General features: G+C 22.6%; 25 protein-coding genes, 1 tRNA gene, 1 rRNA gene and 1 other RNA gene. 12 read left to right on the forward strand and 16 right to left on the reverse strand.

Annotation, left to right across the window (positions count from 1 at the left end):
* Window positions 1–6: 6 nt before the first annotated feature.
* From ACJA27_RS02695 to parE, 8 genes are all read right to left on the reverse strand, one after another.
* Window positions 7–1,518, reverse strand: coding sequence for a DNA methyltransferase (locus tag ACJA27_RS02695; protein ID WP_406617767.1), 1,512 nt, complete (start codon window positions 1,516–1,518; stop codon window positions 7–9).
* An 8-nt stretch (window positions 1,519–1,526) separates the two neighbouring features.
* Entirely contained in the window at window positions 1,527–2,036 is a 510-nt protein-coding gene (locus ACJA27_RS02700) for an adenine phosphoribosyltransferase (RefSeq protein ID WP_406617768.1), read from the reverse strand.
* Window positions 2,037–2,047: 11 nt separating this feature from the next.
* The gene (infB, locus tag ACJA27_RS02705; protein WP_406617769.1) at window positions 2,048–3,895 is read right to left on the reverse strand and encodes a translation initiation factor IF-2; all 1,848 of its coding nucleotides are present in this window, start codon (window positions 3,893–3,895) and stop codon (window positions 2,048–2,050) included.
* Window positions 3,874–4,164 carry a YlxR family protein gene (locus ACJA27_RS02710; protein WP_406617770.1) on the reverse strand — a complete coding sequence of 97 codons (291 nt, stop codon included), beginning with the start codon at window positions 4,162–4,164 and terminating at the stop codon, window positions 3,874–3,876. The genes infB and ACJA27_RS02710 overlap by 22 nt, the downstream gene beginning before the upstream one ends.
* On the reverse strand, window positions 4,157–5,782 hold the full coding sequence (locus tag ACJA27_RS02715; RefSeq protein WP_406617771.1) for a transcription termination/antitermination protein NusA: 1,626 nt from the start codon (window positions 5,780–5,782) through the stop codon (window positions 4,157–4,159). The genes ACJA27_RS02710 and ACJA27_RS02715 overlap by 8 nt, the downstream gene beginning before the upstream one ends.
* A 30-nt stretch (window positions 5,783–5,812) precedes the next feature.
* Window positions 5,813–6,241, reverse strand: a complete 429-nt coding sequence (locus ACJA27_RS02720) for a hypothetical protein (RefSeq protein ID WP_406617772.1) — start codon at window positions 6,239–6,241, stop codon at window positions 5,813–5,815.
* 92 nt (window positions 6,242–6,333) lie between these two features.
* Window positions 6,334–9,177 (reverse strand): DNA topoisomerase IV subunit A, encoded by a 2,844-nt coding sequence (parC, locus tag ACJA27_RS02725; RefSeq protein WP_406617773.1) that lies wholly within the window; start codon window positions 9,175–9,177, stop codon window positions 6,334–6,336.
* Between the two features lie 9 nt (window positions 9,178–9,186).
* Complete coding sequence (parE, locus tag ACJA27_RS02730; RefSeq protein WP_406617774.1) at window positions 9,187–11,109, reverse strand: DNA topoisomerase IV subunit B; 1,923 nt, start codon at window positions 11,107–11,109, stop codon at window positions 9,187–9,189.
* A gap of 92 nt (window positions 11,110–11,201) precedes the next feature.
* On the opposite strand from parE, the gene ACJA27_RS02735 reads away from it, so the two are divergent.
* Window positions 11,202–11,277: transfer RNA gene (locus ACJA27_RS02735), tRNA-Thr, on the forward strand.
* A gap of 81 nt (window positions 11,278–11,358) precedes the next feature.
* Here the strand turns inward: ACJA27_RS02735 and nusG are convergent.
* Genes nusG through ACJA27_RS02765 form a run of 6 tightly spaced genes read right to left on the reverse strand, consistent with a single transcriptional unit; the run spans window position 11,359 to window position 15,032 of the window.
* A complete protein-coding gene (gene nusG / locus ACJA27_RS02740) occupies window positions 11,359–11,958 on the reverse strand; it encodes a transcription termination/antitermination protein NusG (RefSeq protein WP_406617776.1) in 600 nt (199 codons plus the stop codon).
* A gap of 8 nt (window positions 11,959–11,966) precedes the next feature.
* Window positions 11,967–12,209 (reverse strand): preprotein translocase subunit SecE, encoded by a 243-nt coding sequence (secE, locus tag ACJA27_RS02745; protein ID WP_406617777.1) that lies wholly within the window; start codon window positions 12,207–12,209, stop codon window positions 11,967–11,969.
* A 1-nt stretch (window position 12,210) separates the two neighbouring features.
* The gene (rpmG, locus tag ACJA27_RS02750; RefSeq protein ID WP_406617778.1) at window positions 12,211–12,360 is read right to left on the reverse strand and encodes a 50S ribosomal protein L33; all 150 of its coding nucleotides are present in this window, start codon (window positions 12,358–12,360) and stop codon (window positions 12,211–12,213) included.
* Window positions 12,361–12,415: 55 nt separating this feature from the next.
* Window positions 12,416–13,027, reverse strand: a complete 612-nt coding sequence (locus ACJA27_RS02755) for a hypothetical protein (protein ID WP_406617779.1) — start codon at window positions 13,025–13,027, stop codon at window positions 12,416–12,418.
* A gap of 14 nt (window positions 13,028–13,041) precedes the next feature.
* Entirely contained in the window at window positions 13,042–13,746 is a 705-nt protein-coding gene (gene rlmB / locus ACJA27_RS02760; RefSeq protein ID WP_406617780.1) for a 23S rRNA (guanosine(2251)-2'-O)-methyltransferase RlmB, read from the reverse strand.
* Window positions 13,747–13,781: 35 nt separating this feature from the next.
* Window positions 13,782–15,032, reverse strand: coding sequence for a class I tRNA ligase family protein (locus ACJA27_RS02765; protein ID WP_406617781.1), 1,251 nt, complete (start codon window positions 15,030–15,032; stop codon window positions 13,782–13,784).
* Between the two features lie 151 nt (window positions 15,033–15,183).
* On the opposite strand from ACJA27_RS02765, the gene rrf reads away from it, so the two are divergent.
* Window positions 15,184–15,289: ribosomal RNA gene (gene rrf, locus ACJA27_RS02770) — 5S ribosomal RNA — on the forward strand.
* 32 nt (window positions 15,290–15,321) lie between these two features.
* Window positions 15,322–16,167 (forward strand): DNA-binding protein WhiA, encoded by an 846-nt coding sequence (gene whiA / locus ACJA27_RS02775; RefSeq protein WP_406617782.1) that lies wholly within the window; start codon window positions 15,322–15,324, stop codon window positions 16,165–16,167.
* Window positions 16,168–16,197: 30 nt separating this feature from the next.
* Here whiA and ACJA27_RS02780 read toward each other — a convergent pair whose 3' ends face one another.
* Window positions 16,198–17,235 carry a hypothetical protein gene (locus tag ACJA27_RS02780; RefSeq protein WP_406617783.1) on the reverse strand — a complete coding sequence of 346 codons (1,038 nt, stop codon included), beginning with the start codon at window positions 17,233–17,235 and terminating at the stop codon, window positions 16,198–16,200.
* 260 nt (window positions 17,236–17,495) lie between these two features.
* On the opposite strand from ACJA27_RS02780, the gene rpsF reads away from it, so the two are divergent.
* From rpsF to rpsR, 3 genes are read left to right on the forward strand one after another with little or no spacing between them, the layout of a single operon-like run.
* Window positions 17,496–17,942 (forward strand): 30S ribosomal protein S6, encoded by a 447-nt coding sequence (rpsF, locus tag ACJA27_RS02785; RefSeq protein ID WP_406617784.1) that lies wholly within the window; start codon window positions 17,496–17,498, stop codon window positions 17,940–17,942.
* A gap of 29 nt (window positions 17,943–17,971) precedes the next feature.
* Window positions 17,972–18,451: a single-stranded DNA-binding protein gene (locus ACJA27_RS02790; protein ID WP_406617785.1), complete on the forward strand. Its 480-nt coding sequence runs from the start codon at window positions 17,972–17,974 to the stop codon at window positions 18,449–18,451.
* A gap of 11 nt (window positions 18,452–18,462) precedes the next feature.
* Window positions 18,463–18,714 (forward strand): 30S ribosomal protein S18, encoded by a 252-nt coding sequence (gene rpsR, locus ACJA27_RS02795; protein WP_406617786.1) that lies wholly within the window; start codon window positions 18,463–18,465, stop codon window positions 18,712–18,714.
* A 79-nt stretch (window positions 18,715–18,793) separates the two neighbouring features.
* On the opposite strand, the gene rnpB is transcribed toward rpsR, so the two are convergent.
* Window positions 18,794–19,061: RNase P RNA component class B (rnpB, locus tag ACJA27_RS02800), an RNA gene on the reverse strand.
* Window positions 19,062–19,193: 132 nt separating this feature from the next.
* On the opposite strand from rnpB, the gene ACJA27_RS02805 reads away from it, so the two are divergent.
* Genes ACJA27_RS02805 through ACJA27_RS02830 form a run of 6 tightly spaced genes read left to right on the forward strand, consistent with a single transcriptional unit; the run spans window position 19,194 to window position 25,188 of the window.
* Window positions 19,194–19,706 carry an MAG0490 family ComEA-like DNA-binding protein gene (locus ACJA27_RS02805; protein WP_406617787.1) on the forward strand — a complete coding sequence of 171 codons (513 nt, stop codon included), beginning with the start codon at window positions 19,194–19,196 and terminating at the stop codon, window positions 19,704–19,706.
* Window positions 19,631–21,034: an MAG0480 family ComEC-like protein gene (locus ACJA27_RS02810; RefSeq protein ID WP_406617788.1), complete on the forward strand. Its 1,404-nt coding sequence runs from the start codon at window positions 19,631–19,633 to the stop codon at window positions 21,032–21,034. The genes ACJA27_RS02805 and ACJA27_RS02810 overlap by 76 nt, the downstream gene beginning before the upstream one ends.
* 7 nt (window positions 21,035–21,041) lie before the next feature.
* Window positions 21,042–21,995, forward strand: a complete 954-nt coding sequence (gene holA / locus ACJA27_RS02815) for a DNA polymerase III subunit delta (RefSeq protein ID WP_406617789.1) — start codon at window positions 21,042–21,044, stop codon at window positions 21,993–21,995.
* 12 nt (window positions 21,996–22,007) lie between these two features.
* Window positions 22,008–23,975, forward strand: a complete 1,968-nt coding sequence (locus ACJA27_RS02820; RefSeq protein WP_406617790.1) for an MYPU_1760 family metalloprotease — start codon at window positions 22,008–22,010, stop codon at window positions 23,973–23,975.
* A complete protein-coding gene (locus ACJA27_RS02825) occupies window positions 23,975–24,643 on the forward strand; it encodes a DUF402 domain-containing protein (RefSeq protein ID WP_406617792.1) in 669 nt (222 codons plus the stop codon). The genes ACJA27_RS02820 and ACJA27_RS02825 overlap by 1 nt, the downstream gene beginning before the upstream one ends.
* Window positions 24,643–25,188 (forward strand): DJ-1/PfpI family protein, encoded by a 546-nt coding sequence (locus tag ACJA27_RS02830; protein WP_406617793.1) that lies wholly within the window; start codon window positions 24,643–24,645, stop codon window positions 25,186–25,188. The genes ACJA27_RS02825 and ACJA27_RS02830 overlap by 1 nt, the downstream gene beginning before the upstream one ends.
* The last annotated feature ends 11 nt before the right edge of the window (window positions 25,189–25,199 follow it).

Genomic DNA, 25,199 nt, shown 5'->3' on the forward strand with positions numbered 1-25,199 from the left:
CTCTAATTAATTAAATTCATTTTCATTATCATCAAATTCTTCATCATCTTGAAAATCATCTTCATCAAAATCTTTAGTTTCAATATTTTCTTCTTCAATAAGATTAAATTCATTTTCTTTTTCAAAATTTAAAGTTTGAGTAACAGTATTTTTTACTACTGTTTCATCTTCTTTAAGTCCAAAATAGAAAATGGTATTAGAATCAATTGCATTACTTTTTGAAGAATAATTAGTTGCTAATTGATAAAAATCATAAAATTCTGAAGAATTTAAAAATTCAATATGTTTATTTAAAACTTGAGTTTTTTCATTTTCTTCATTTAATTCTAATTCATATAATTTATCTGAAATAGCTGCATTAATTGGTTTTTTAACCACTTGAATTTTGCTATTGGTAATATTCACAATAAAAGTTTCTTTATCAATAGTTTTAGCAGCATTCGTATTAGATTTTAATTCGTTTTTGTTAAAATAAATATCATTTTCTGTATGAAATAATTTTCCTTTGTTGTTTATATTAAAGGGTTGAATTAATCAACAATCATTTGGATTATTATTTATTGAGGGCTTTTCAATATTATGTTTTCCACTTGAAAAAATATTAAATTTCATTGTTTTAGCAATAGAATTAAAAAAAGTATTTCTATAAAGAATTCAATTAGGATAAGTAGAAGAAGTCATAAATCTTTGATTTACAATATGAGATTTTTCTTGTTTTACATTATAAATTTCCACATTATTAGATAAGTCTAATTTTTTATCTAATTGAGCAAATAATAAAATGTTTTCATATTGTTGATTTACAATTCCACGATTATCTAAATCAACAATCGCATAAATATTTCTTCTCGATAAATGGGCACGATGCTTTTTAAATTCACTTGTAAACAATAAACTCTTAGGTAAAATTGCAACAATATATTTCGCAAAAACTAATGCTTTTTTCAAATATAAAGCCGAAATACTTTGAACTCCTGGTAAATCTTTTGCTAAACCTGGAAATTCTTTTCTTAAAGACGCATATGAAGAACGGTAATTAGGAAAATTACTAATTAATAAATCTGCCTTTAAGGTTCTTTTTCTTAAAAATTCACCTAATTTAAAACTTACATTTCTCCCTCTTTTTAAAGTTATATGTTTCGCTAAAGCTCTAGCAACTTCAATAGTATTTTTATCATTATCAATAAAAGTAAAATTAATAATGCTTTTGCTATCTTCATATCTTTCTAATAAAATAGGTAAAAAGATTCCAACTCCACAATAAGGATCTGTAATTTCCAAAGTTCTTTTATTTAGACTAGGTAAATTTTTTCTAATAGAATTTAATAAATTAGTTTCTATATAAGAAGGTTTGTTTCCTATTCTTAAATCATTAGCATAAGAAGCTAATTGATAAAGTTCAATTTTATCTAATAAAAGAGGATTTTTAGCAATGTATTTAATTAAATTATTAGTGATTTGAAGTTTGTTTTCTTCAATGATTTCAATTATTTTTCTTTCTGTTAAATCACCAAACATTTTTCTCCTTAGACTTGAATTAATGAATTAACTTCAATAGAAGCAGGAAATTTTTTTCTTCCATTTAATGCTTTTAATTCTAAAAGTAATATTATTTTTTTAACAACGGCACCTTGGGATTCTAATAACTTAATGATTGCATTAGTGGTTCCTCCAGTTGCTAAAACATCATCTACTATAGCAACGGTTTGTCCTTTTTTTATAAAACCTTTTTGAATTTCTAATTTATTTGATCCATATTCTAAATCATATGTCATAGAAATAGTTTCTCCTGGTAATTTTCCTGGTTTTCTTACCATAATAAAAGGTTTTTTTAAAAAAGCAGCAGTAGGAGTTCCAAAAAGAAAACCTCTAGCATCAGGTCCTACAATTAAATCACAATCTTTTGCTATTTCAGCCATTTTAGCAATAGTATAGTTAAGAGCTTCTCCATTTGCTAATAAAGGAGAAATGTCTTTAAAATCAATTCCTTTAATAGGAAAATCTTTAACATCACGAATATATTGTTCTAAATTCATATTATCCTCGATTATTTTTTATTTTTATTTTTTGAATTTTCAAGAGAAGAACTAATGTTGTCCACTCTTATGTCTTCATAAAATTCTAAAATATCATCTAATTGAATATCTTCAAAGTGTTTGAAATGACAACCAAAATCTTTGCCTTTTTCAACTTCTTTAACATCATTAACATCTCTTCTTAAAGAATCTAAAGAACCGGTATGAATAATTTTTTTGCCTCTAATGAGTTTTACTTTAGCGGTTGATTTAACAATTCCTTCATCCATCATACATCCCGCTATATTACCAACTTTTGAAAATTTAAAGATTTTAATAATATGAGCAGTACCAATTTTTCTTTCTTCATATACAGGTGCTTTTTGACCTTCTAAAATTAAATCCACTGCTTCTAAAATGTTATAGATAACATCATGAACAATTAAATCAATTTTTGCATTTTTAGCAGCTTGTTTGATACTTGGTGTAGGTTTGATATTAAAACCAAAAATAATTGCTTTTGAAGCTTGCGCTAATAATAAATCATTATTAGTAATTTGACCAGCAGCAGCAGAAATAACATTAATTGAAGCTTCAGCATTATCTAAACCTTGAATTTTAGATTTAATAGCTTCAGCAGTTCCTTGCACATCTGATTTAATAATAACATTGATAACTTTTTTATCACCATCTAAATCAATAGTTTGAGTAGCTTCTAAAAGTCTTTCTTTACGATCGGCAGTTTCTTTTTCATTAGCTATTTTTTTAGCAAATTTTTCATCTTGGAATCCTATAAATCTATCACCTGCTAATGGTGAGTTATTTAATCCAGAAACAATAACAGGAGTTCCAGGATGTGCTCTTTCTAATGGGTTTCCTAAAGCATCCACTAAAGTTCTAATTCTTCCACAAGCAGAACCAGCTACTAAAAAGTCACCTTTATATAAGGTACCATTTTCTACTATTAAAGTTGAAACAGGTCCTATACCTTTATCTATTTTAGATTCAATAACCGTTCCTATTGGATATCTATTTCTATTGGCTTTTAGATTTAATAAATCTGCTAATAAATTGATTGCATCAAATAATTGATCAATTCCCTTTTCTGTTAAAGCAGAACCATAAACGATTTGAACATCACCGCCATATTCTTCTATTAAAACATCATTTTCAGCTAATTCACCTTTAATACGGTCTAAATCAACATTTTTTTTGTCCATTTTGTTAACAAAAATTATAATAGGTACTTTTGCTAATTTAGCATGTTTAATAGCTTCTTTAGTTTGAGGCATAACCCCATCATCTGCTGCTACAACTAAAATAATAATATCAGTTACTTTAGCACCTCTTGAACGCATTTCTGAAAAAGCTTCATGTCCAGGAGTATCAATAAAAGTTATTTTTTTGTTTTTATAAACTATTTGATATGCACCAGTGTGTTGAGTAATTCCTGAACTTTCGGTTTTTGCAACATTAGTTTTTCTTATTTTATCAATTAAAGTTGTTTTACCATGGTCAACATGTCCCATAACTGTAACAATAGGAGGTCTTACAGTTAAAGATTTTTCATCATCAATAAATTCAACTGTATTGAGAAAATTACTAGCATCAACATTGGTTTCTTTTTTAAAATCAAGACCAAAATCAAAACATAATTCAGCAATTTCTTCTTCTTCTAAAATGTGATTAATTGGATACATTTTTCCTTTTAAGAAAAATTTCTTAACAATTTCATTAGCATTTTGTTTAATTTTTGAAGCAAAATCCACAATAGACATTTTGTTTGTAAAAACAAAAACCCCATCTTTAACTTCTGTTTTAACTTCAAATAATTGATTTTTAACATCTTCTACATTACTTAGTCTATTCTTTTTAGGCATTTTTTTGTCTCCAATTCTTTATATATTTTTTCATAAGTTTCTTTAGGAACATTTATTCTAAAGGTTCTATTTAAAGCCTTACCTTTAACTATTTTTTCTCAATTGTTATATGTAGGATAAAAATAAGCTCCTCTTCCTTTTTTAGTTCTTTTTAAATCTAAAGTAACTTTTTTTTGTACTTTTGAAAGGTTAAAACGAATTAATTCATTAACATCTCTAATTTCATTAGTAACTATACATTTTCTTGTAAAAGTGTTATTTTTATTCATCTCAATCAGCATTATTTATATCATCTAAGTTAATATCACTATCAAGACCAAAATTTGCTAAATCTTTATCATCTTTAAAGTTTTTAATAGCTTCTTTAACTTCTTTATAATTAGTTTTTATTTTTGGTTCTTCTTTAGTTTTGTTTTCTTCTTGTTCTTTTGAAATTAGATTGTCAGTATTTTCATCTTCTTCTTTATTTTCATTTATTTCTTGATCTAAATGTTTTGAATATAAATCTTCATTGCCCATTAAGTAAATATCTTGAGTTTCAAACATTTCTTGTTCTTTCTCTTTAAAACTTTCTAAATCAGAATTAAAATCTGTCATATCAATATCGATATTTCCAAAATATTCACTATTAGAATTTTTACGTTTTCTAGGAGCGTTATTTCTTGGAACAAATATTCTTTCAGGATTTGGAATTATTTTAGTGAATTTTAATTTTTTCTCTTCTGCTTCTTCAATTGAAATAACATCAATTTTAGTTTTAGTTAAAGCAGATGCTAAAGAAACATTAATTCCTTTTTTACCAATACTATTTGTTAAATTTTTCTTTTCTACTATAACAAAAAAGTTTTTACAATCAGGTTCATCTTTTTTAGCCACAATATCAATAACTTTAGCTGGACTCATAGCAGATTTTAAAAATTGTTTTATATCATTTGAATAACGAATAACATCAATCTTTTCGCCATCCAAATCATTTGAAACAGCATTAATTCTTTCACCTTTATTACCAATGATAGAACCAATTTCATCCATATCTGCAGGTGCTTTGGAAGTTTTTACCACAGCAATTTTAGTTCTTTCACCTGGTTTTCTAACAAGAGAAACAATTTCTACATAACCTTCAGCTATTTCTGGTATTTCTCTTTTTAATTTTTCTTCTAAAATTTTTGGTGAATCAACAGAAACACATAATTGTGATAATTTGCTATCTTCAGAAACACTTTCTAAAATTACTTTAAGACTTTCTCCATTTTTCAAAATTTTTCTTGAAGAAATATTTTCTTTTGGTAAATAAGCAGAAACTAAATCATCTTCTAGGCGTAAACTTACATTGAAAGATCCATCATTATTTTTATCTAAAACTTTTGCTTCAAATTCTTCACCAATTCTTGGAGAAAATTTTAAAAAGATTTGCTTTTTCTTATATTCAGAAATATTCTGTTTAAAAGCATTATAAATGGCATTTAATATTCTTTTACCTTTTTCTTCTGCTTTTTTGGTGTTTGCTAAAACTTCAGAATTTGCAAAGATTTTTTTAAGATCGCTTAGGTTAATAAGAATTTTAAATTTATCCCCTATTTGTATATTTGAATCAATTTTTTTAGCTTCTGTTATACCAATTAAAAATGTAGAAGTAGCAAGGTCTTGCGCTTCATTATCCTCAACAACTTCACCATTAATGTTATAAATATTGGCAATTTTATCTTTACGATTAATTTCCAATTTAATTTCAATTTCTGGATCAATATCTTTAGCTAAAATTCTTGTTAATGAGCCTTCAAACATTTCTATAAAATCTTCTGCTTTTATTTTTTCATTTTTTTCATACAATTCTATAATTTTGTAAAGTTCATTTTGTTCTTCTTTATGATTATTATTTTTTTCCATATTCCACTCCTTTATAGGTTAATAAATAAATTATAATTTAATATATTTTTCAATTTTTTTAAGATTATTTTTATCTAATAATTGTTTTTGAAAACGGCCATGATTATTTCAAGATATTAAAATTTGATCAACTTTTTTTTCTATTATTTTTCCAATATAAATGTTTTTACCTTTAACACTTTTATCTAAATAAAATTTAAGTAATTCATTATTTATATTTAGTTCTTCATATTGATATTCTAAATTTATTCCTTTTGATAAAACAGATATAAAATCTAAATTATTATTAGGAAAAGTTCTATCTATAAATTCATTTATGCTTTTAGTATAAATTGAAATTTTTTCAAAATTATGTTCATTTAAAATAACTTCTAAGCTATTTAAATTATTTTCTTTTACTAAATACGCATCAAAAATTAATGAGTCAAATTCTTTAATAAGTGATTCTTTATAATCCAATATTCCTCCTATTTTAGTTAAGAATAATAAAGAGTTGCCAAACCTTGACAACTCCTTTTATTTTTAATTTGACATATTCATTATATAATAATTTATTTCTTTTTATTTAATTTATTTAGAATACTATCAATATCAAAATCTAAAACCGCATCCAATTTCGCTTCTGCTTGTTCCATAATTTGTTGTTCAGTTAAATTAGATTTTTCATATTTATTTTTATTTACTTGTTTAGTTTCTAATTTTTTATTATTTTCACTAGCAATATTAACATCAATTTTTTTATTTTTTGTTTCTTCAATTGTTTCTAAATCTAAAACTTGATTATCTTGATTTTTAATAATTGATTCTTTTTTAACTTTTTTAGTTTTATTTTTTAATTCTTGGACTTCTTCAGCTTTGCTATTCATTATTTCATTAATGTCAAGTTCAACTGTTTGAGTTTGATCATTTATTTCATCATCTATTGATAAAGTGGTATCAAAAATTTTAAGAGTTGAAAATTCAACATTATTGGTTTTAATTTTTGAAACACCATCATGAATTTTACTAAATTGATAATCACTAACTTTTTCTAAAAATGTTTCATTATCAGCATTTTTAACTAAAATTTTTGTTGATGAACGAGTTACACTCATTCCTGTAATATGTAAAGGTTTATTTTTATTATTAGAATAAATAGGAATTCCAATTGTTTTTTTTGTAGTAATAGGTACATCTTGGAATTTAATTCTTTTAATTGATTTTTCTTTAAAAATCATTGTAATAGTTTCTTTACCAAAAGCTGTAACAAAACCACAAATATAATCGCCTGGATAAAGATGACAAGAATTTGTTCCTCCAGATTTAGGTCCATAAATTTGAACTTCATTTTCTGAATATCTTCAAGCATATCCCATACTTGAAACTAATAAAACATCCTTATATCCATTTGATAATTTAGCATCTACTAATTCATCTCCATCTTTTAGACTTATAGCAGTAAAAGTTTTGCTAGTACGTGAAACCATAAAATCACTTAATAGTACTCTTTTACCTATACCTTTTTTAGAGAATAAACATACATAATTTAAAATATTAAAATCAGTAACATTAATTACAGAAACTAATTCTTCACCAGATGAAAGCTCAACAAAATCACTTAAGTGAATTCCATATTCCTTTCATTTTGTTTCTTCTATTTTAAATACTGGAATAATAGCATAATGCCCTAAATTGGTAAAAACTAATAAATTATTGGTGGTAGCAGTATTTTCATAAAAAATAATTTTGTCATCTTCTTTTACACCAATAACTCTTAAATCATTAGTTTCTTCAACTTTTTTACTAAATCTTTTTAAATATCCATGCTTAGAAACTGTAATAATGGTATTTTCATGCTTTACTAAATCTGCTTCACTATATGATGTTTTTAAAACTTCATCTTCAATACTTGTTTTTCTAGGAGTAGCAAATTCCTTTTTAATATCTTTTAAAGTTTGTATTAAGTATTTATCAAATTCATCTTGATTTGATAAAAGTAATTCCATATAAGCAATTTGTTTTTCTAAATCTTCTTTTTCTAATAAAAATGCTTCTTTATCGGTTTTGCTTAAACGATAAAGTCTTAATTCAGCAATAGCGGTTGCTTGATTTAAAGTAAAATCAAAATGTGAAATAAGATTTTCAATAACACCTTGTTTTCCATTTTCACTTTGACGAATTACTTTAATAACTTCATCAGTAATTTCAGCAACTTTTAAGAAACCTAAAACAATTTCTAATCTTAATTTAGCTTTTTCTAAATCAAAAATTAATACTTTTGTTTTAATATCTCTAATATGATTTATATAACTATCCAATAATTGATTTAAATTTAAAAGTTTAGGTGAATTATCTACAATTGCAACATTATTGTAATTGTAATATACTTGCATTTCAGTTTTTTGAAGCAAATAATTTAAAATAACTTTTTCATTAGCACTTTTATCTAAAGTTATTAAAATACTAATTCCATTTCTATCTGATTGATCTTTAACTTCTAATAATCCTGATACAGATTCATTAGCTATAATAGTATCAATGTCATGTACTAATTTTGATTTAATAACTCCAAAAGGTATTTCTTTAATTTCAATATATTTATTATTTTCATCTTCTTGATTTTCATATCTTGAAACTAAAGTAATTTTTCCTCTACCAGTTTCAAATGCTTCATCAATTCCTTTAGTTCCATAAATTACTCCACCAGTAGGAAAGTCTGGACCTAAAATATACTTATTTAACTGTAAACTAGGTAAATTTGGTTTTTTTATCTTAGCAATAGCAGCATCTAAAACTTCTCCTAAATTATGAGGAGGCATTTCTGTAGCAAAACCTGCTGCAATCCCTTTTGCACCATTAATTAATAAATTGGGAATAAGTGAAGGCAAAACAGTAGGCTCATTTTCTGAATCATCAAAGTTAGGAGCAAATTTAACAGTATTTTTCTTTAAATCTCCAATAACATAATCAGCTATTTTAGCTAATCTTATTTCTGTATACCGCATAGCAGCCGCAGGATCATCATCAATAGAACCAACATTACCATGCATATCTAACAAAGTAATACCCATTTTTCAATCTTGGGCCATACGTACCATAGCTTCATAAATGGAACTATCACCATGAGGGTGATATTTACCAATTACATCCCCAACAACACGAGCTGACTTTTTATATGGTTTAGTGTATTGTAAACCTAGTTCATACATTGAATAAAGAATTCTCCTTTGAACGGGTTTAAGTCCATCTCTAACATCAGGTAAAGCTCTTTGTTGAATAATATATTTTGAATATCTACCAAAACGGTCAGACATTATAGAATCTAAATTTTCTTTAATAACATTATTTTCATTATCTTGCAAATTTAATAAAGTTTGATCATCTAAAACTTCATTAGTTTTATTTTTTTTAGCCATCTAAACTCCTTAAATTATGAAATTATCTTCTAATGAAAATTCAACATTGTTATTAATTCATTCTTTACGAGGTTCTACATTGTCACCCATTAAAGTAGAAACTCTTCTTTCTGCTAAGGCAGCATCTTCAATTTTTACTTTAATTAAAGTTCTAGTTTTAGGATTCATAGTAGTTTCTCATAATTGTTCAGCATTCATTTCACCAAGACCTTTATATCTTTGAACTTCAGCTGCTTTATAACCTGGTTTATCCAAAATTTTTCTTAATTCTTGTTCATCTCAAGCGTAAATATTATCTTTTTTAACTTTTGAAGAAATTTTAAATAGAGGAGGCATTGCTATGTATACTCTTCCTTTTTCAATTAATTGGCGCATATGTCTAAAGAAGAAAGTTAATAAAAGAATTTGAATATGTGCTCCATCTGTATCAGCATCTGTCATAATGACTACCTTTCCATATTGAGCTTTTTCTATATCAAAATCTTCTCCAACACCAGCACCAATAGTATTAATTATGGTTGCTATTTCTTCATTTTTTAAAATTTCAAAAAGTCTTGCCTTTTCAGTATTAATAACCTTACCTCTTAAGGGTAAAATGGCTTGATATTTTCTATCTCTTCCTAATTTAGCTGAACCACCAGCAGAATCACCTTCAACTAAAAATAATTCTTTTTCTCAAGCAATTTTACTTTGTGCTGGAGTTAACTTACCACTTAAAATTTGTTTTTCTTTTAAAGCATTTTTATTTGATCTAGCTTCAATTCTTGCTTTTCTAGCAGCAGCCCTTGATTCAGAAGCTTTTTTAATTTTTTCTAAAATTCCTTTTGCTAATTGTTTATTTTCATTAATTCAAATTCTTAAATGTTTAGAAACAATTTCATCAACAACACCTTTAGCTTCGGGTGTTCCTAATTTTTCTTTAGTTTGACTTACAAATTCTAAATATTTTTCAGGAATTTTTAAAGAAAGAATTAAAGTAATACCTTCTCTAATATCTTCTCCATCAAAAGTATTTTTTCCTTTTAAAGCTTTTTGTTCTAAAGCAAATTCATTAAAAACTTTTGTTAAAGCGGTTTTTAATCCAATTTCATGTGTTCCACCATCTTTAGTTTTAACATTATTAACAAAACTTACAATAGTTTCATTATAACTATCTGTATATTGAAAACCACATTCAACTTCTATATCATTTTTTGTTTCTTTAAATGTATAAATTGAACCCAATCCATTTTTGGAATCATTTATAAATTCAATATATGCTTGTAATCCATTTTCATATAAGAAAGTATTATTTTTACCAGTACTTTCTTCTAATAAAATGATTTTTAATCCACCAACTAAAAAACTACTTTCTCTTAATCTTTCAGAAATAACTTCAAAACTTAATTTTGCAAATTTAAAGACTTCATAATTTGGCCAAAACTCAACCACTGTACCATGTTTGTTTGTAGGTCCTAATAATTTAGTCCTTTGTACTATTTTGTCACCTTTTTCAAATATAGTTTCATAAATTCCCTTATCTCTATATACAGTTGCTTTTAATTTTGTTGATAAAGCATTTACAACTGAAGAACCTACTCCATGTAATCCTCCAGAAGTTTTATAAGCACCTTCATTAAACTTTCCACCAGCATGTAATTCTGTAAAAACAAGTTCAACTGCTGTTTTTCCAGATGAAGTTTTTCCAACAGGAATACCTCTACCATTATCAGCTACACGTACTGAACCCTCCTTAGTTAATACGACACTAATTTCTGTAGCAAAACCACCCAATGCTTCATCAATTGAGTTATCTACAATTTCTCAAACCAAGTGATGTAAACCATTTACATCAGTACTTCCAATATACATACCTGGTCTTTTTTTAACAGCATCTAAACCTTTTAGTTGTTGTATACTGTTTTCATCATAATTATTATTAGAATTTGACATATTTTTATTATATAAAAACAATTATTTTTTATTTTTATTTATTAAAATAAAAATTTTATTTTTTTATATTTTTTAATATAATAAAGCAATATGCCGTCATAGCTCAGTCGGTAGAGCACATCCATGGTAAGGATGGGGTCGCTGGTTCAAGTCCAGTTGTCGGCACCATTTGCATATTTTAACAAATATGCACCAAATATAAATGCAATAAAAAAACGTTTTAGTCTGTTTTATAGGCTAAAACGTTTTTTATTCATGTTTTTTAACAACATCATAAGATAAATCAGTTGGGGTTCTTTTACCAAAAATTTCAAGTTCTATTTGAACAGTTTTTTGAACATCATTACATTCTAAAACTTTACCAATTTCACCTTTAAAAGGTCCTTCAACAACTTCTAAAAGATCATCTTTTTTAAATTTAGAAAAAGTTTTTTCCAATTTAAATTCTTCCATTGCTCTTTTTTCAGCATCAAACATTTTGTTAATTTCTTTTTGAGAAACAGGAGTTGGTTTTGCTCCTTTTCCAGATGAACCAATTAAACCAGTTACATATTGGGTATTACGAATAACAAATCATGCATCATCAGTCATAAGCATTTTTATAAAAATATATCCACCATACATATTTACCCATTTAATTTTATAATCTTCACCATTTTGTTTTTTAACTAATTCTCTAGAAGTTAAAGTTGGTTTTTTAAAAATTTTAAAAGCACCATTTTCTTCTGTAGCAGTCATATCAAAACATTCTTCAACTAATTCAGCTATTATTCTATTTTTCAAAGATTCTATAACTAAATCTTCTTTTCCTGAAACAGTAGAAATCATATATCAAGCAAATTTTTCCATTTTTTCTCCTATAGGTTAGTTTCAATTCCTATTTGTTTTCAAATTAAAGTAATTCCAGTAGCAAAAAGAACGATAATAATGGTAAAAATAATTGTAAATAATAATATTTGTGAAAAAGCAATTCAATTATCTTTAGGTTTAGATCATCTTACTCTTTTTAATTCTTTAACAAATTTTCTAAAATAATATTTTTTTTGCCTAATTTTTTTATTTTTTTTAGATTGATCTAATAAATTTTCTTTTTTTCTCATATTATTTTTCCTCTTTATGAAGTGTATGTTTTTTACATCTTGAACAATATTTATTTACCATTATTCTTTTTGTTGATGTATGACTTTTATTTGTTACATAATTTTTTATGCAACATTCTTCACAACATAATGAAATTTTTGACTTTAACATATTTATAAATTATATAAATAATACTTACAAATATAAATAAATATATAAGTAAATTTTATATGTATCTATCATCATTTCCATAAAAATTAGTTAAACAATTTAATATTTCTTTTCTAACTTTATTCAACTTATAAGTTGTATATAGTTTTTTCATTCCTTCTGAATCATTAGAAAGCAAATCATAAGTAATTCTTTTTTGGCTAATAGATAAATTTAAAACAAATTTATTTCAATCAATTGAATTTATATTTTTATTAATTTCAATTAAAGAATCTTGATCTACAACATCTATTTCAGCATCATCAACAGTAATTTCATATCTTAAATTTATCATTATACTATTATGAATTCTTTTCTTTCTGAGTCAATATTTTGCTTCAGTCATTAATAATAATTTTGTAGCAAATAATAAATATTTTATAAATGGAACATTTAAATTTTCATTATATTCTTTAGCAACTATTGTTGCTTGATATAAACAAATATTATAAAAATCATTTTCTTGAAATGGAACATTAGAATATCTTTTGTAAATTCCTTGAGATAACTTGGTTAATTCATCATCATAATTAATGGTTAAAAATTTGACAATTTTATCATTATTTGCTATTCTTAAAAAATTAGCAATTAAATTGTCATCTTCTTTTTTAATTTTCAATAAATTCATAAATTTCCTTACTTTTATTTTTGTTGTTTAGAAATTTCATAAAGTAAAATTCCTGTTGCAACAGAAACATTTAAAGATTGTACAGTTCCTTCTTGAGGAATATATATAAATGAATCTACCAAGCTTAATGTTGATTTACTAGTGCCTTTTTCTTCATTTCCAACTACTAACGCCAAAGGAAAATTAAAATTTGTTTTTAATAAAGAACTAGCTTTTGAATTCAAAACTGTTCCATAGGTTCAAAAATTCATATTTTTTAATTTTGTTATAGTAGCACTAATGCTATTAACTTTAATAAATTTAATACCTATAAAACCACCACTACTTATTTTTAAAACTGTTGAATTTATTTCAACACTTCTATCTTTTGGATAAATAATATGTTTTATACCAAAAGCATTAGCTGTTCTTAAAATAGCTCCAAAATTATGAGGATCATATAAATGGTCAAGAACTAATACTTTGTTTGGCAGATCTTTTTTTAAAATTTCAAAATCATAAAAATTTATTTCTCTAATTAAAGCAATATATCCTTGATGATTTTGACTTGTTTTTTTATTTAATTCTAATTTATCTTGAACAATAACCTTAATGTTGTTGTTTATTTTTTTTATTTCTTGTAAAGCATTTTCATTAGATACAAAACAACATTCAATTGGGTAATTGCTTTGTATGGCTTCAATTACACTATTTCGACCACACATGTATAATTTTTCCATTTTTTCTCCTTGAATTTTATTAAATTTTACAAACTCTAAATTAAATCATTTTCTATTAATTCTTGTCTTAATTTATCCGCTTCTGAATATTCTTTTTTATCTATAAAATAGGCTCATTTATCAAAAATATCTAAGTATTTATTAAGGTATAAATCATTTGTAAAATCAAAGTGGAAAACTTTGGTAATGGTTTTAAAAATTTCATAATTATCTATATTTTCTTCTTTGTTTATATTTTTAATAATTTCATTAAATTTATAATTAAAATCAGAAAAATTAAGACTATAAATATCATTAAATAATTCATTTAAAGTTTTATTTACTATATTTTTATTTATTTTTAAATTATTTTTTTTATAAAAAAATGTACTTATTTTAAAATAAGCTTTTTTGTATTTTTTATAAATTTTAGTTATATTATTCATAAATTCATCATTGAAATTAATAGGTGATGAAAATTTGGAATTTAAAATAAAAAGTTTATAGTAATCAGCATAATGTTCATTAGATAAAAAGTTTTTAGCTAAAATGACATTTCCTAAAGATTTTGACATTTTAATATTATTTAAATTAATTTGTCCAGTCCTAATTCATTTTTTTGTTAAACTTTTTCCATTTACAGCATAATGCTGAATATTTTCATTTTCATGATGTGGAAATGTTAAATCTATTCCTCCTCCATGAAAATCAATTGTTTCCCCTTTAAAAACTTTATTTATTAAAGCTACACATTCTGTATGTCACCCAGGCCTTCCCATTCCGAACTCAGAATCAAATTTAATTCCTATATTTGTATTTTTCCATAAAGCAAAATCAGCTGGATGTTTTTTTAATTTTGAATTTTCTTCTTCAAAAATCATTTCATCTAATTTTCTATTAGAAATTTTTCCATATTCTTTCAAACTAGTTTGAATATCAAACCAAACATTATTCTCTTTATCTTTATACGCTTTTTTTAAATCAATTAATTTTTTAATAAAAGATTTTATAACATCTAAATTTTTAGTCACATATTCCAAATTAGTAATAGTATCAACATTTAATAATTGCAATATTTCAATATATTCATCAGCATATTTTTTTGATAATTGCTCTTCAGGTATATTTTGTTTTTTTGCTTCTAATATTATTTTGTCATCTATATCAGTAATATTGTGAATAAACTTAAAATCTATATTTAGTCATCTAGCTGCTTTTAACATTAAATCTATTGTAACTATTGGACGAATATTACCAATATGAATACTATTGTAAACTGTTGGACCACATACATAAATTTTTATCATATCTTTTAATTATATTATTCAATGAATAATATTTTTTTAGTTAAAAATATTATTTTATCTAATGTGCTATATTATTTTTATGTATATTAGAAAATAAAAAAATATTCTAAAAAAAATAAAAAAATTTTTTTAACTATGGTATATAATAATTACTAGTGGTCATAGCAAAGGGGATCACCTGATACCATTCCGAACTCAGTAGTTAAGCCCTTTTACGCCGAAGGTACCTGTGAAGGGAGAATAGGGAGCCGCTTTTTTTATTTTTTAAGATATAAAAACGATGTGTATAATGATAAATTTTACAAAAACAATCAAATTTGAAATTATTAAAAATATAAAAACACTTCCTCAAATAAATGAATTTTTGAGGGGTTTTGTTTATTCAGCAGGTATAGAGAAAAATAAAAATAAAATTTATTTAAATATTAAATCTAAAGAAATAAAAGAATATATTATTTATTTTTTTAAAAAAATCAATTTAAACTTAGAAAGAATTTTTATTAACCATCAACAATATCTAGTTTTTGATAAAAATAACTTTAATTTAAGCGAAAAATTTAATCATTGATCAAGTTTTTTTGCTGGGGTTTTTTGTGGAGGTGGATCCATAAAAAATTTGTCTTCTACTACTTATCACTTAAGACTATCTTCTAACTCTAAAGAATTTATAAATTTTATAATGAATAAATTAAATACATATAACTTTAATTTCAAAATGTTAGAGCATAAACAACATTATTTAATTTATATTTCTAAACAAGAGCAAATTAGTGATTTTTTAAAAGCTATTGAAGCAATAAATTCTTTTTTTACTTTTGAAGATGCAAAAATAAGACGTGATCTTACTAATAATGTAAATAGAATAAATAATATTGATATATGTAATTTAAATAAAATAGCAGTTTCTACAGAAAAACATTTAAACAATATTAATTTGCTTTTTTCAAATAAATTAGAATATTTTTTTAATGAAAAACAAATTTTCTTTTTTCAACAAAAAAAGAAATATCCTTATGAATCATTAAAAAACCTTTCACAAATAATAAATAATGAATATGATATTTTTATACCAAAAGCAACAATGAATAGTTGATTAATAAAATTAAATAATTTAATAGAAGAATATAAAAAATAAGTAGGCTTTTAAACTACTTATTTTTTATATTTATAATGAAAATTCATTTAATAAAGTCAAAATTGTTTCATAAGCATTTTTATTAGAAATTTTAATTAAATTAAGATATTCATTGAAAGTATTAAAACCTGTTTCTTCGTCATATCTATCATCTTTTTCAAAATAAACATTTGCCATTTCTTTCATAATAGTTTTTTGGTGTAAATCTAAATTTAAATCATGATGATTAAATGAATTGATTCAAGAAATAAGTTTTAAAATAATTTCAACTTTTGCATTTTTAGAACCTGTTTGAATTTCATACATTGCTATTAAATCATTTAAATTTTCAAATTCATAATTCATTTCTATGAATTCCATTTGATATGTCAAAAAATCATAAACAATATTATCTAGTAATAATTTTGTAAAGACTTTAAGTTTCATTTTTTTATAAAAATTATCTAATGAATTTAAATTATCAAATGGAAAGTATCATTGCAAATCTACATATTCTAATTTTTTGTTTTCATTTTTTCTTGCATATCCAATAATTTGCAAATTATAATTTTTTGATCCAAATTTTAATTCTAAATAATCCCCCGAAGATTTTCCATCAAATCAATTAATGTTAAAAATTTGTTTTCTAGGATTTTCTTCTAAAACACCAGTATAAACTTTTTGTTTATCTGCATTAAATAATTTTACATAATCACCAATTTGAGGTTCTTCTTTTATAAAGTCCAATCCTGTAAACTCACTTGTAAATTTAGTATAAATTTGATTAAATTGTGATTTTAATTCAGAAACATTTGGAAAGTTTTTATTTCCTAATGTTTCTGAATAATCATAATCAATATTAGGAAAGAGTTCTTTTCTTAATGTATACAAAACAATTCTAGGATCATTTTCATCATCTAAATAATATGCAGGAAGAGGCATAAATGAATCAGCATAAATAGGATTAATATCTAATGAAATAGCATAATCTAAAAGAATTTTTAATATTTCTTTTCTTTGATCTTTCTTTTGAAAATCATATTTTTTATTTAATTTTTTGATATGTTTATCAAAAATAATAGTTTGCATAATACTCTCCTTTAAGAATATTTATAATATTAAAATTATAATCATTTTATTTTAATGAATAAAATAAAAATATTAATAATAAAATAAGTGTATTAACTAATAATTTTGTTATTTTTATCTATTTTATAGTAAAAAAAGTTAATTTTTTAATAACAAAAATAATACAAAATTATATTTTTTTATATATTAATAATATATAATAAAGCATGAGTAGAAATACTCCTTGGTTTTTTTATACCCTGATGTCCAAAAGGAGAAAAATGAACAATTATGAAATTATGGTAATTCTTGATCCAAAAATTGAAGCTAGATTAGCACATAATTTAGTTGAAGAAATTTTCGGTAAAGAATCAATTGCTAAAGAAGAAAGATTAGATATCACTGATTTAGCATATCCTATAAACAAATCAATTAAAGGTCAATATGTTGTTTTTGAAGTTAAATCAACTTCTGAAAAAATCTATGAATTTTCACGTAAAGCAAATATTTCAAAAAACATATGAAGACATTTAATTATTAATTTAAGTACTGAAAAAGGTAAAAATAAAGTATTTAAAAATAAAAAAGTATTTAAAAATTTTAAAGATTTTAAACGTTCAAATGAATTTAACAAAAAGCCAGTTAGAGTTGACAATCAAAAATCTACAAACAATGAAAAAACTGATAAAGTTCAATCAAACATAAAAAAAGAATTTACTAAAAAATAGTTATTTAATCTAACTTTGAATGGAGAAAAATGAACAAAGTAATTTTAATAGGAAGAATTGCTAGAGATATAAATGCTAATACCACTACAAGTGGAATTACATATGTTCGTTCTACAATTGCTATAAGTAGAAGAGTAGGTCAAGCTTCTGATGAAGTAACTGATTTTATTCCTTTTGTTGTTTGAAGAAATCAAGCTGATTTTGTAAAAAAATATGCTGGTAAAGGTTCTCTAATTTCTATTGAAGGTTATATTTCAAATTCGCAATTTAAAAATGTTCAAGGTGAAACTGTAAGAAACATTGAAGTTGTGGTTGAAAATTTAACTTTATTAGAAACTAAAAAAGCTCGTGAAATGAGAGAAAGTACTCAAACAATTAATTTAAATTACAAAAACAATAATACTCAAGAAAAAATGATGAGTATGAATCCGGAACAAACAAATACTTATACAATAAACAACGCTCCTTCAGATAATAAATATGGATTTGTTGATCTTGATGAAGATTAATTAGGAGAATTATGATTAATAATAAAAAGAAATTGAATTTTAAAAAACGTAGATGTGAATTATGTGATTCAAAAATTACATATGTAGATTATAAAGATGTTAAATTCTTAGAAAAATTTGTAACTAATACTGGCCAAATTAAACCTAGTGCTTCTACTGGAAATTGCGCTAAAGATCAAAGAAAAGTTGCTAACGCAATTAAAAGAGCTAGATTTATGGCTTTATTACCTTATGTTAAAGAACGTGTTAGAAATAATAAATAATTTTAATAAATTTAATCACCATTTTAAAAATGGTGATTTTTTAATTTAAAAAATCAACCCCCAAAAAAAGGAGTTGAACATCTATAAGCCACGTTCTGTACCTATTAAGGTGCCAACAATTTATCTAATCTTACGATTTTCTCTTTTGGTTATTGTTCCCAATTAAGAATTCCCCTACCAAAATTTGGGTTTCTAGCTCATGGAGTTTACCGCGTTTCACAATTCTCGTCTCTGTGGCACTAGTCGTCTTTGCCTGAGTTTATTAGACTCAGCATGATCACTACTTTCATTTCAGAAAGTGCTAGCGTGGACTTTCCTCTATTTTTCAATAGCTGTTGGCTGATGTAAAAATATAATAACAAAAAATATAAATATTTATATATTTATTAATAAAAATTAAAAAAATGATAAAAATTTAACAAAATAGCCCCTATTTTTTTATTTTTTATCTTTTTTTAAAAAAATATACATATATAAGTATGAAAAGATTTACTAAAAAACAATGAATAATTATTCTTTTTATTATATTTACCATTTCATTAACATCAATTAGTGCTTTTTCTTCAATTTATATACAAAAAAATAAAAAAGATAATCATGAATATAAACAAAACAATTTATATATAACTATTAAGGTTTTCGGAGAAGTAAAATATCCTGGAACTTATACATTCAAAAAAGATGTTACATATTTCGAAATTTTTAAAAAAGTTGGTATTAAAAATAATAGCGATTTATCATCTTTTAATTTAAATGAAAAAATTAAAGAAAATTTAACAATTAAAGTTTTGTCTTTAAAAAAATCAAAAATAAAATGAATTGAATTAAATAATAAAGAACAACTAATTAATATGGGTATTAGTAAATCTATTTCAGAAAAAATAATTTTTTTAAGGAAAAAGAAAATAAATATAACATGAGAAGATTTAAATGAAATATCAGGTATAGGTCCGAAAACATTAGAAAAATTAAAAAGAATTTTAATTTTATAAATAATTTTTTTCTTTGTTTTTGAATATTAATTTTTGCTTTTATAGCTTTAAATTCTATTAAATTAAGTTCAAAAATTTTATTTGGATTTATAGTTTTTATGATTTCTATTTTACAAATACTAAAAAATTGAAAACATTTTATTTTTTCCTTTTTTATTATTTTATTTTTAATTTTATTTTTTATTATTAAAAATAAAATTGATTCAGCTCAATTTGTAGATAGAAATATTGAAAATATAGAAGCTAGAATTTTTAAAAAAGAAAATAAATACTATATTTTAAGTACAAAAAAATATGGTAATCTTTTGTTGTGAAGAAATAATATTAATTTTAATTTTTTCATTGACGATTCTTTATGGTTTTCATCCAAATTACAAAATTTAGAAAATGATAAATTATTATTTTTCTATAAAAGCAATAAAATCAATTACATAATTAATAATTTTCAATTATTAAAAATAAACAGTTGTAATAACTCAGTTCATAATGTTTTTTATAAATTTATAGAAAATAAACCTGAATATTTTAAAAAATATTTTTCATTAATTTTATTTTCATACCAATTAGAAGAATTTAATATAAAAACAAAAATATCTGATTTAAATATTATTCATTTGATAGCTATATCAGGTATGCATTTTAATCTTTTGTATAAAATAATTTATTCATTATTTTATAAAATAAAAAATCAAAATTTAAAAAACAATTTAACAATTTGAATTTTATTTTATTATTTAATTTTTATTAAAAGTTTTATATCTGCTTTTAGAGCTTTTATTATGATAATTTGAAAATTAAAAACAAAAGAATTAAATAAAAAAACTAACTTATTAGATTCACTATCAATATCAGCTATTTTTGTTTTTATATTTAATCCATATTGTGTATTTTCCTACAGTTTTATATTTAGTTTTTTAATATCATTCTTTATATTAATTTTTAATTCTATTTTTAAAAATTTAAATATCAATAAATATCTAAAATGATTTATTTTTTTATTAATGATTTATATATTTATTAGTCGAATGTCAATATATGTTAATAAAAATTTGAATATTTTTGGTATTTTTTGAATTTTAATTTTTAGCCCTATTTTTGAATTATTGTTTAGCATATCTATAGCATTTTTTTATAATTTTAACTTACTAAATTTTCTTTATATGGGATTAGAAAAAATATTAAACTTTGCCTATAAGAATAGTTATTTTTTAAATTTTGAAAACATAAAAATTGAATATTTATATCTATATTATGCTTTATTTTTTTCTTTATTTTTATATCTATTTTATAAAACAAATAAACAAATAAAACAAAATATTAAAATATAATAAAAATATGTTTATTTTATATGGCGAAGAAATTTTTAACATAGAAAATACAATTAAAAAAATTGAAGAAAAATATAACAATTATCAAAAAAAAGAAATTATCTATTTTGATAATTTAAATGAAATTATTGATGAAATAGATTCAGAAAATTTATTTTTTTCTAATAAATTAATTGTTATCAAAAAATTTCCTTATTTCACCAAAAAAATAGACATAGAAAATAAAAAAAATATTGATGCATTTTTGAAATCATTAGAAAGAAATACAAATGATTTACTAATTTTTGTAGTAGATGAAATAGATAATTTAGAAAAATTAAATAATAATATATTTACTTCTTTTTTAAAACAAAATAAAAGTGTTGAATGAAAATGATGCCAAAAAATTTCATTAAGTCAAATTCCTAATGAAATTATTAAAATTGTAAAAGAAAATAATGGTCAAATATCTTTTGAAGATGCAATTTTATTACAAAATAAATTACCTAATGATATGAAAATTATTTCTTATGAAGTTCAAAAATTATTATTTGAAAATAAACATATATCAAAAGAACAAATAAATACATCTATAAGTAATTACTATAATGAAGATATATATTCTTTTTCAAATGCTTTCAATTCCAAAAATTTTTTTAATATTTGATCTAAATATTCAGAAAAAATTAATTTTAATATAGAAATTAGCAATCTTATTTCTCAAATAAATAACCTGTTTGTAATATCTTCTAAAATATATTTTTTTTTATTGGATAAAAAAAATTTTGAATATATTTCAAAGGAATTAAAAATAAATATTTTTAGAATTAAAAAAATCTATCAAATATTAGAAATTTATGGAATTATAAAAATAAAAGCTATCATTATTTTTTTAGCAGATTTAGATTATGAAATAAAAATAGGAAAAATTAAACCAGAAATAGGATTTGAACAATTTTTGATTAAATTTTTCGCAAACTAAAATAGGAATAAAATGAAGAAAAATTTAAAAATTTGAATTATTATTGGTTCATTATTAACTATAGGTGCCACTTTTTATTTTTCATATTATTTATGAAATAAAAATCAAATAAAAAAGAAAATTTTTCATAATGAAAGTGGAATAAAAATAAATGATAAATTAGAAAATTTTAATCTTTCTAAAGATTCACTAAAAGAAGTTAATTTACTTTATAAAAGCAATAATGAATATGAAAAACAAATAAAAGAAATATTGGATTCAAAAAATGATTCAAAATTTTTTGAATATGATAATAAAAATAAAATTCTTACTTTTAATGATCCAATCACACATATAAAATTTAAAGATTTTTGTTATGGTATAGATAAATTAGGAGTTAATCATTTTTATTTAGGAAAACAAGGATTAAAATATCTTGCTTTACAATTTCATCAAAAAATAACTTTTGGTAATGAAGTAAACTTTTTAAAAGCAATTAATATTAATGACTTTACTATTTTAAATAATAAAGTAAAAGGTTTGTACATTCCAAACATTCAAGAAATGTTCATAAATAGTTCTTCTTATGCTGAAAAAAATTTATCAATTGAGGACAAAGTAAAAGCAATATTACCTACAATTTTTCATGAATATATGCATCATTGAGCCACTTGTTATGCTGAAATTGCTTCAAGTAAAAACAATGAAATTTATAATACATATTATTTTAAAAATAATGATTATAATAAATCTACTTCAACAAAAAATTATTGAAATCCTTATTTTTATAAAAATTTTTTATCTAATTTAAACTATGAAATTTTTGATAATTCTACTGAAATAGATAAGGAATTAGCTAATTATAAATTTTTATCTAATCCTAATAATCAATTATCTTTATCATTAAAAGAATTATTTGAAGCTTCTAACAAAGTAGAAAAAGGAAAGATTTTTAGAAATAAATTGTTTGAACATAAAAATTATTATTTTGGAAATAGTTATTATTTGGATTCGAAAAATATTCCTTATTATTATTCATTAGCAGAATTAATACCAAGAGAATGACAAAAAATAGGTTATGTTCCATATTTTAATATTTCTAAATTAGATACAAAAGAAGTTAAAGATTTTGAAAATAATAAATTACTATTTTCTTGATCTGGAACTCATTTTTCAAAATTCAATTCCTATCAAAGATTTGAGGGATTCTCAAATGCAGAAGATTGAGCCAAAACATTTGATTTAGGTATTGGTTTTGAACATTTAAAACCAAAAATTATTGATACAAAAGATTTTGGTTCAAATTTATTTGAATACAAAAATTTATATCCAAATAATCCTTATGGAGGGAAGTTATTTGATCCTATTTCTTTTAAAGAAATAACTTATAGTCCTTATGTTAAAAAACTTCAGGAAGTTATGTTAAATACAATGGGATATGGTAAAAATATTTCTCAAATTTACTCAAATATAGAATATGAGTGAAAAAATAATGGAAATGTGTGAATAAATGATAAAAAATTATTAAATTCTATTGCATTTTCAGGGTATTTAGATAATAAATTAAAAGAAGCAAAAGCCATTGTTATTAAAAATAAAAAAACTAATAAATATTTGACTTTTAATATAAAAAAACAAATTATTCACAATTTTGGAATTAGAAAAACACTATTGTCTAACGAGTATGAAAAACTTGATGAAAATAAATATACTCCTTATTATACGGATTTTAAATTTAGTGAAATAAATGAAACTTTAGGAGAAAAAATAGGTTTTTGAATAGATAAAAATAATGATAATAAAATTGAAGAAAATGAAATTATTTACAATAATTTAACTTATTCAGAAAATAGAGAAATTACAACAAAAAGATCTAGTTGACAATTTAGAAACGAAGATGAAAAAAATTTAATTTCTTCAAGTTGAAAAAGTAAAAATACTTATTCTATACAAAAAAATGTCCTTAATGATTATTTATCCTTAAACAAAGAGTTTAATTAATGTATCAAAATTTTGATAAAAATGAAAACAAAATTGTTGTAGAAGCTTATAAATCTGATTGAAATTTATATAGAAAATGACATGATGTTTACATTTTAAGAAATACTCCAAATCATTTTGTTTTGCTAATTAACAATACAAAAGTGGAAGAAATACCATTTAAAATTTGAAAATATCAACATCCTGTTATTTGATTTTTGCCTAAAAATCAAATGTATAATGCTTTGACAACCTTGAAAGAAAATGAAAACTATATTTATATAAATATGGCATCTAAACCCATTTTAGAAAATAAAATACTAAAATTTATTGATTATGATTTAGATATTAAATCATATCCAGGAAAACAATTTAGAATAGTTGATAAAGAAGAATTTATTGAAAATTCTAAGGTATATAAATACTCTAAAAATATTGTAGATAACATTTTTAATGACTTAAATGATTTGGTAAATAAATATAATAACTTCAACTATTTCTTTAATGAGCAAGTAGTTAACTACTATATTTCACTAGCAAAAAAATATAAGATTTTAACCCCCAATTTTCGTAAAAATAAAAAAGAAAAAACAAATTTTATTGAAAATAAAAAGAATGAAAAAATTAAAACAAATAATAAAATTTTTATAAACAAACCTAAAGATAAAATTATAGAAAAGAGACAATAATGAAATTACTAGTTTTGGTACATCCATATTTTAATGATATTGAATTAACAACAACTATATCATGTTTACAAAAAGCAAAATTGCTAGAATTAATTACTTATTACAATCCTAAACATATCCAAGCAACAGGACAATATAATGTTGTTACTTTAAATCTTTCTAATGAAGTTGATTTTAATCAATATGACGCTTTATTTATACCGGGAGGAGTAGGTGCAAAAGAATTAAGAAATGATGAAAAATCATTAGCAGTTATTGATAAATTTATAATTGATAAAAAAGATATTTTTGCTATTTGCGATGCTCCTAATGTTTTGCAAGAAAATGGTTATTTAGAAAAATTAGAATATAGTTCATTTCCTATAGAAGGTTTAGAATTAGAAAAACTAAATAATCGCAAAGAAGATATGGTAACCGTTTCCAATAATTTTATAACAGGGAAATGTGCAGCTGCCGCAATGGAATTTGGTTTAAAAATTATTAAAGAAAAAAGTTCAGAAAATGATTCAGAAGCAGTTAGAAGAGCAATGTTTGGAATTAAATAATTAATACTTTA

The organism is Mycoplasmopsis lipophila (genome assembly GCF_045276895.1).
GTDB classification, from domain to species: domain Bacteria; phylum Bacillota_I; class Bacilli_A; order Mycoplasmatales; family Metamycoplasmataceae; genus Mycoplasmopsis; species Mycoplasmopsis lipophila.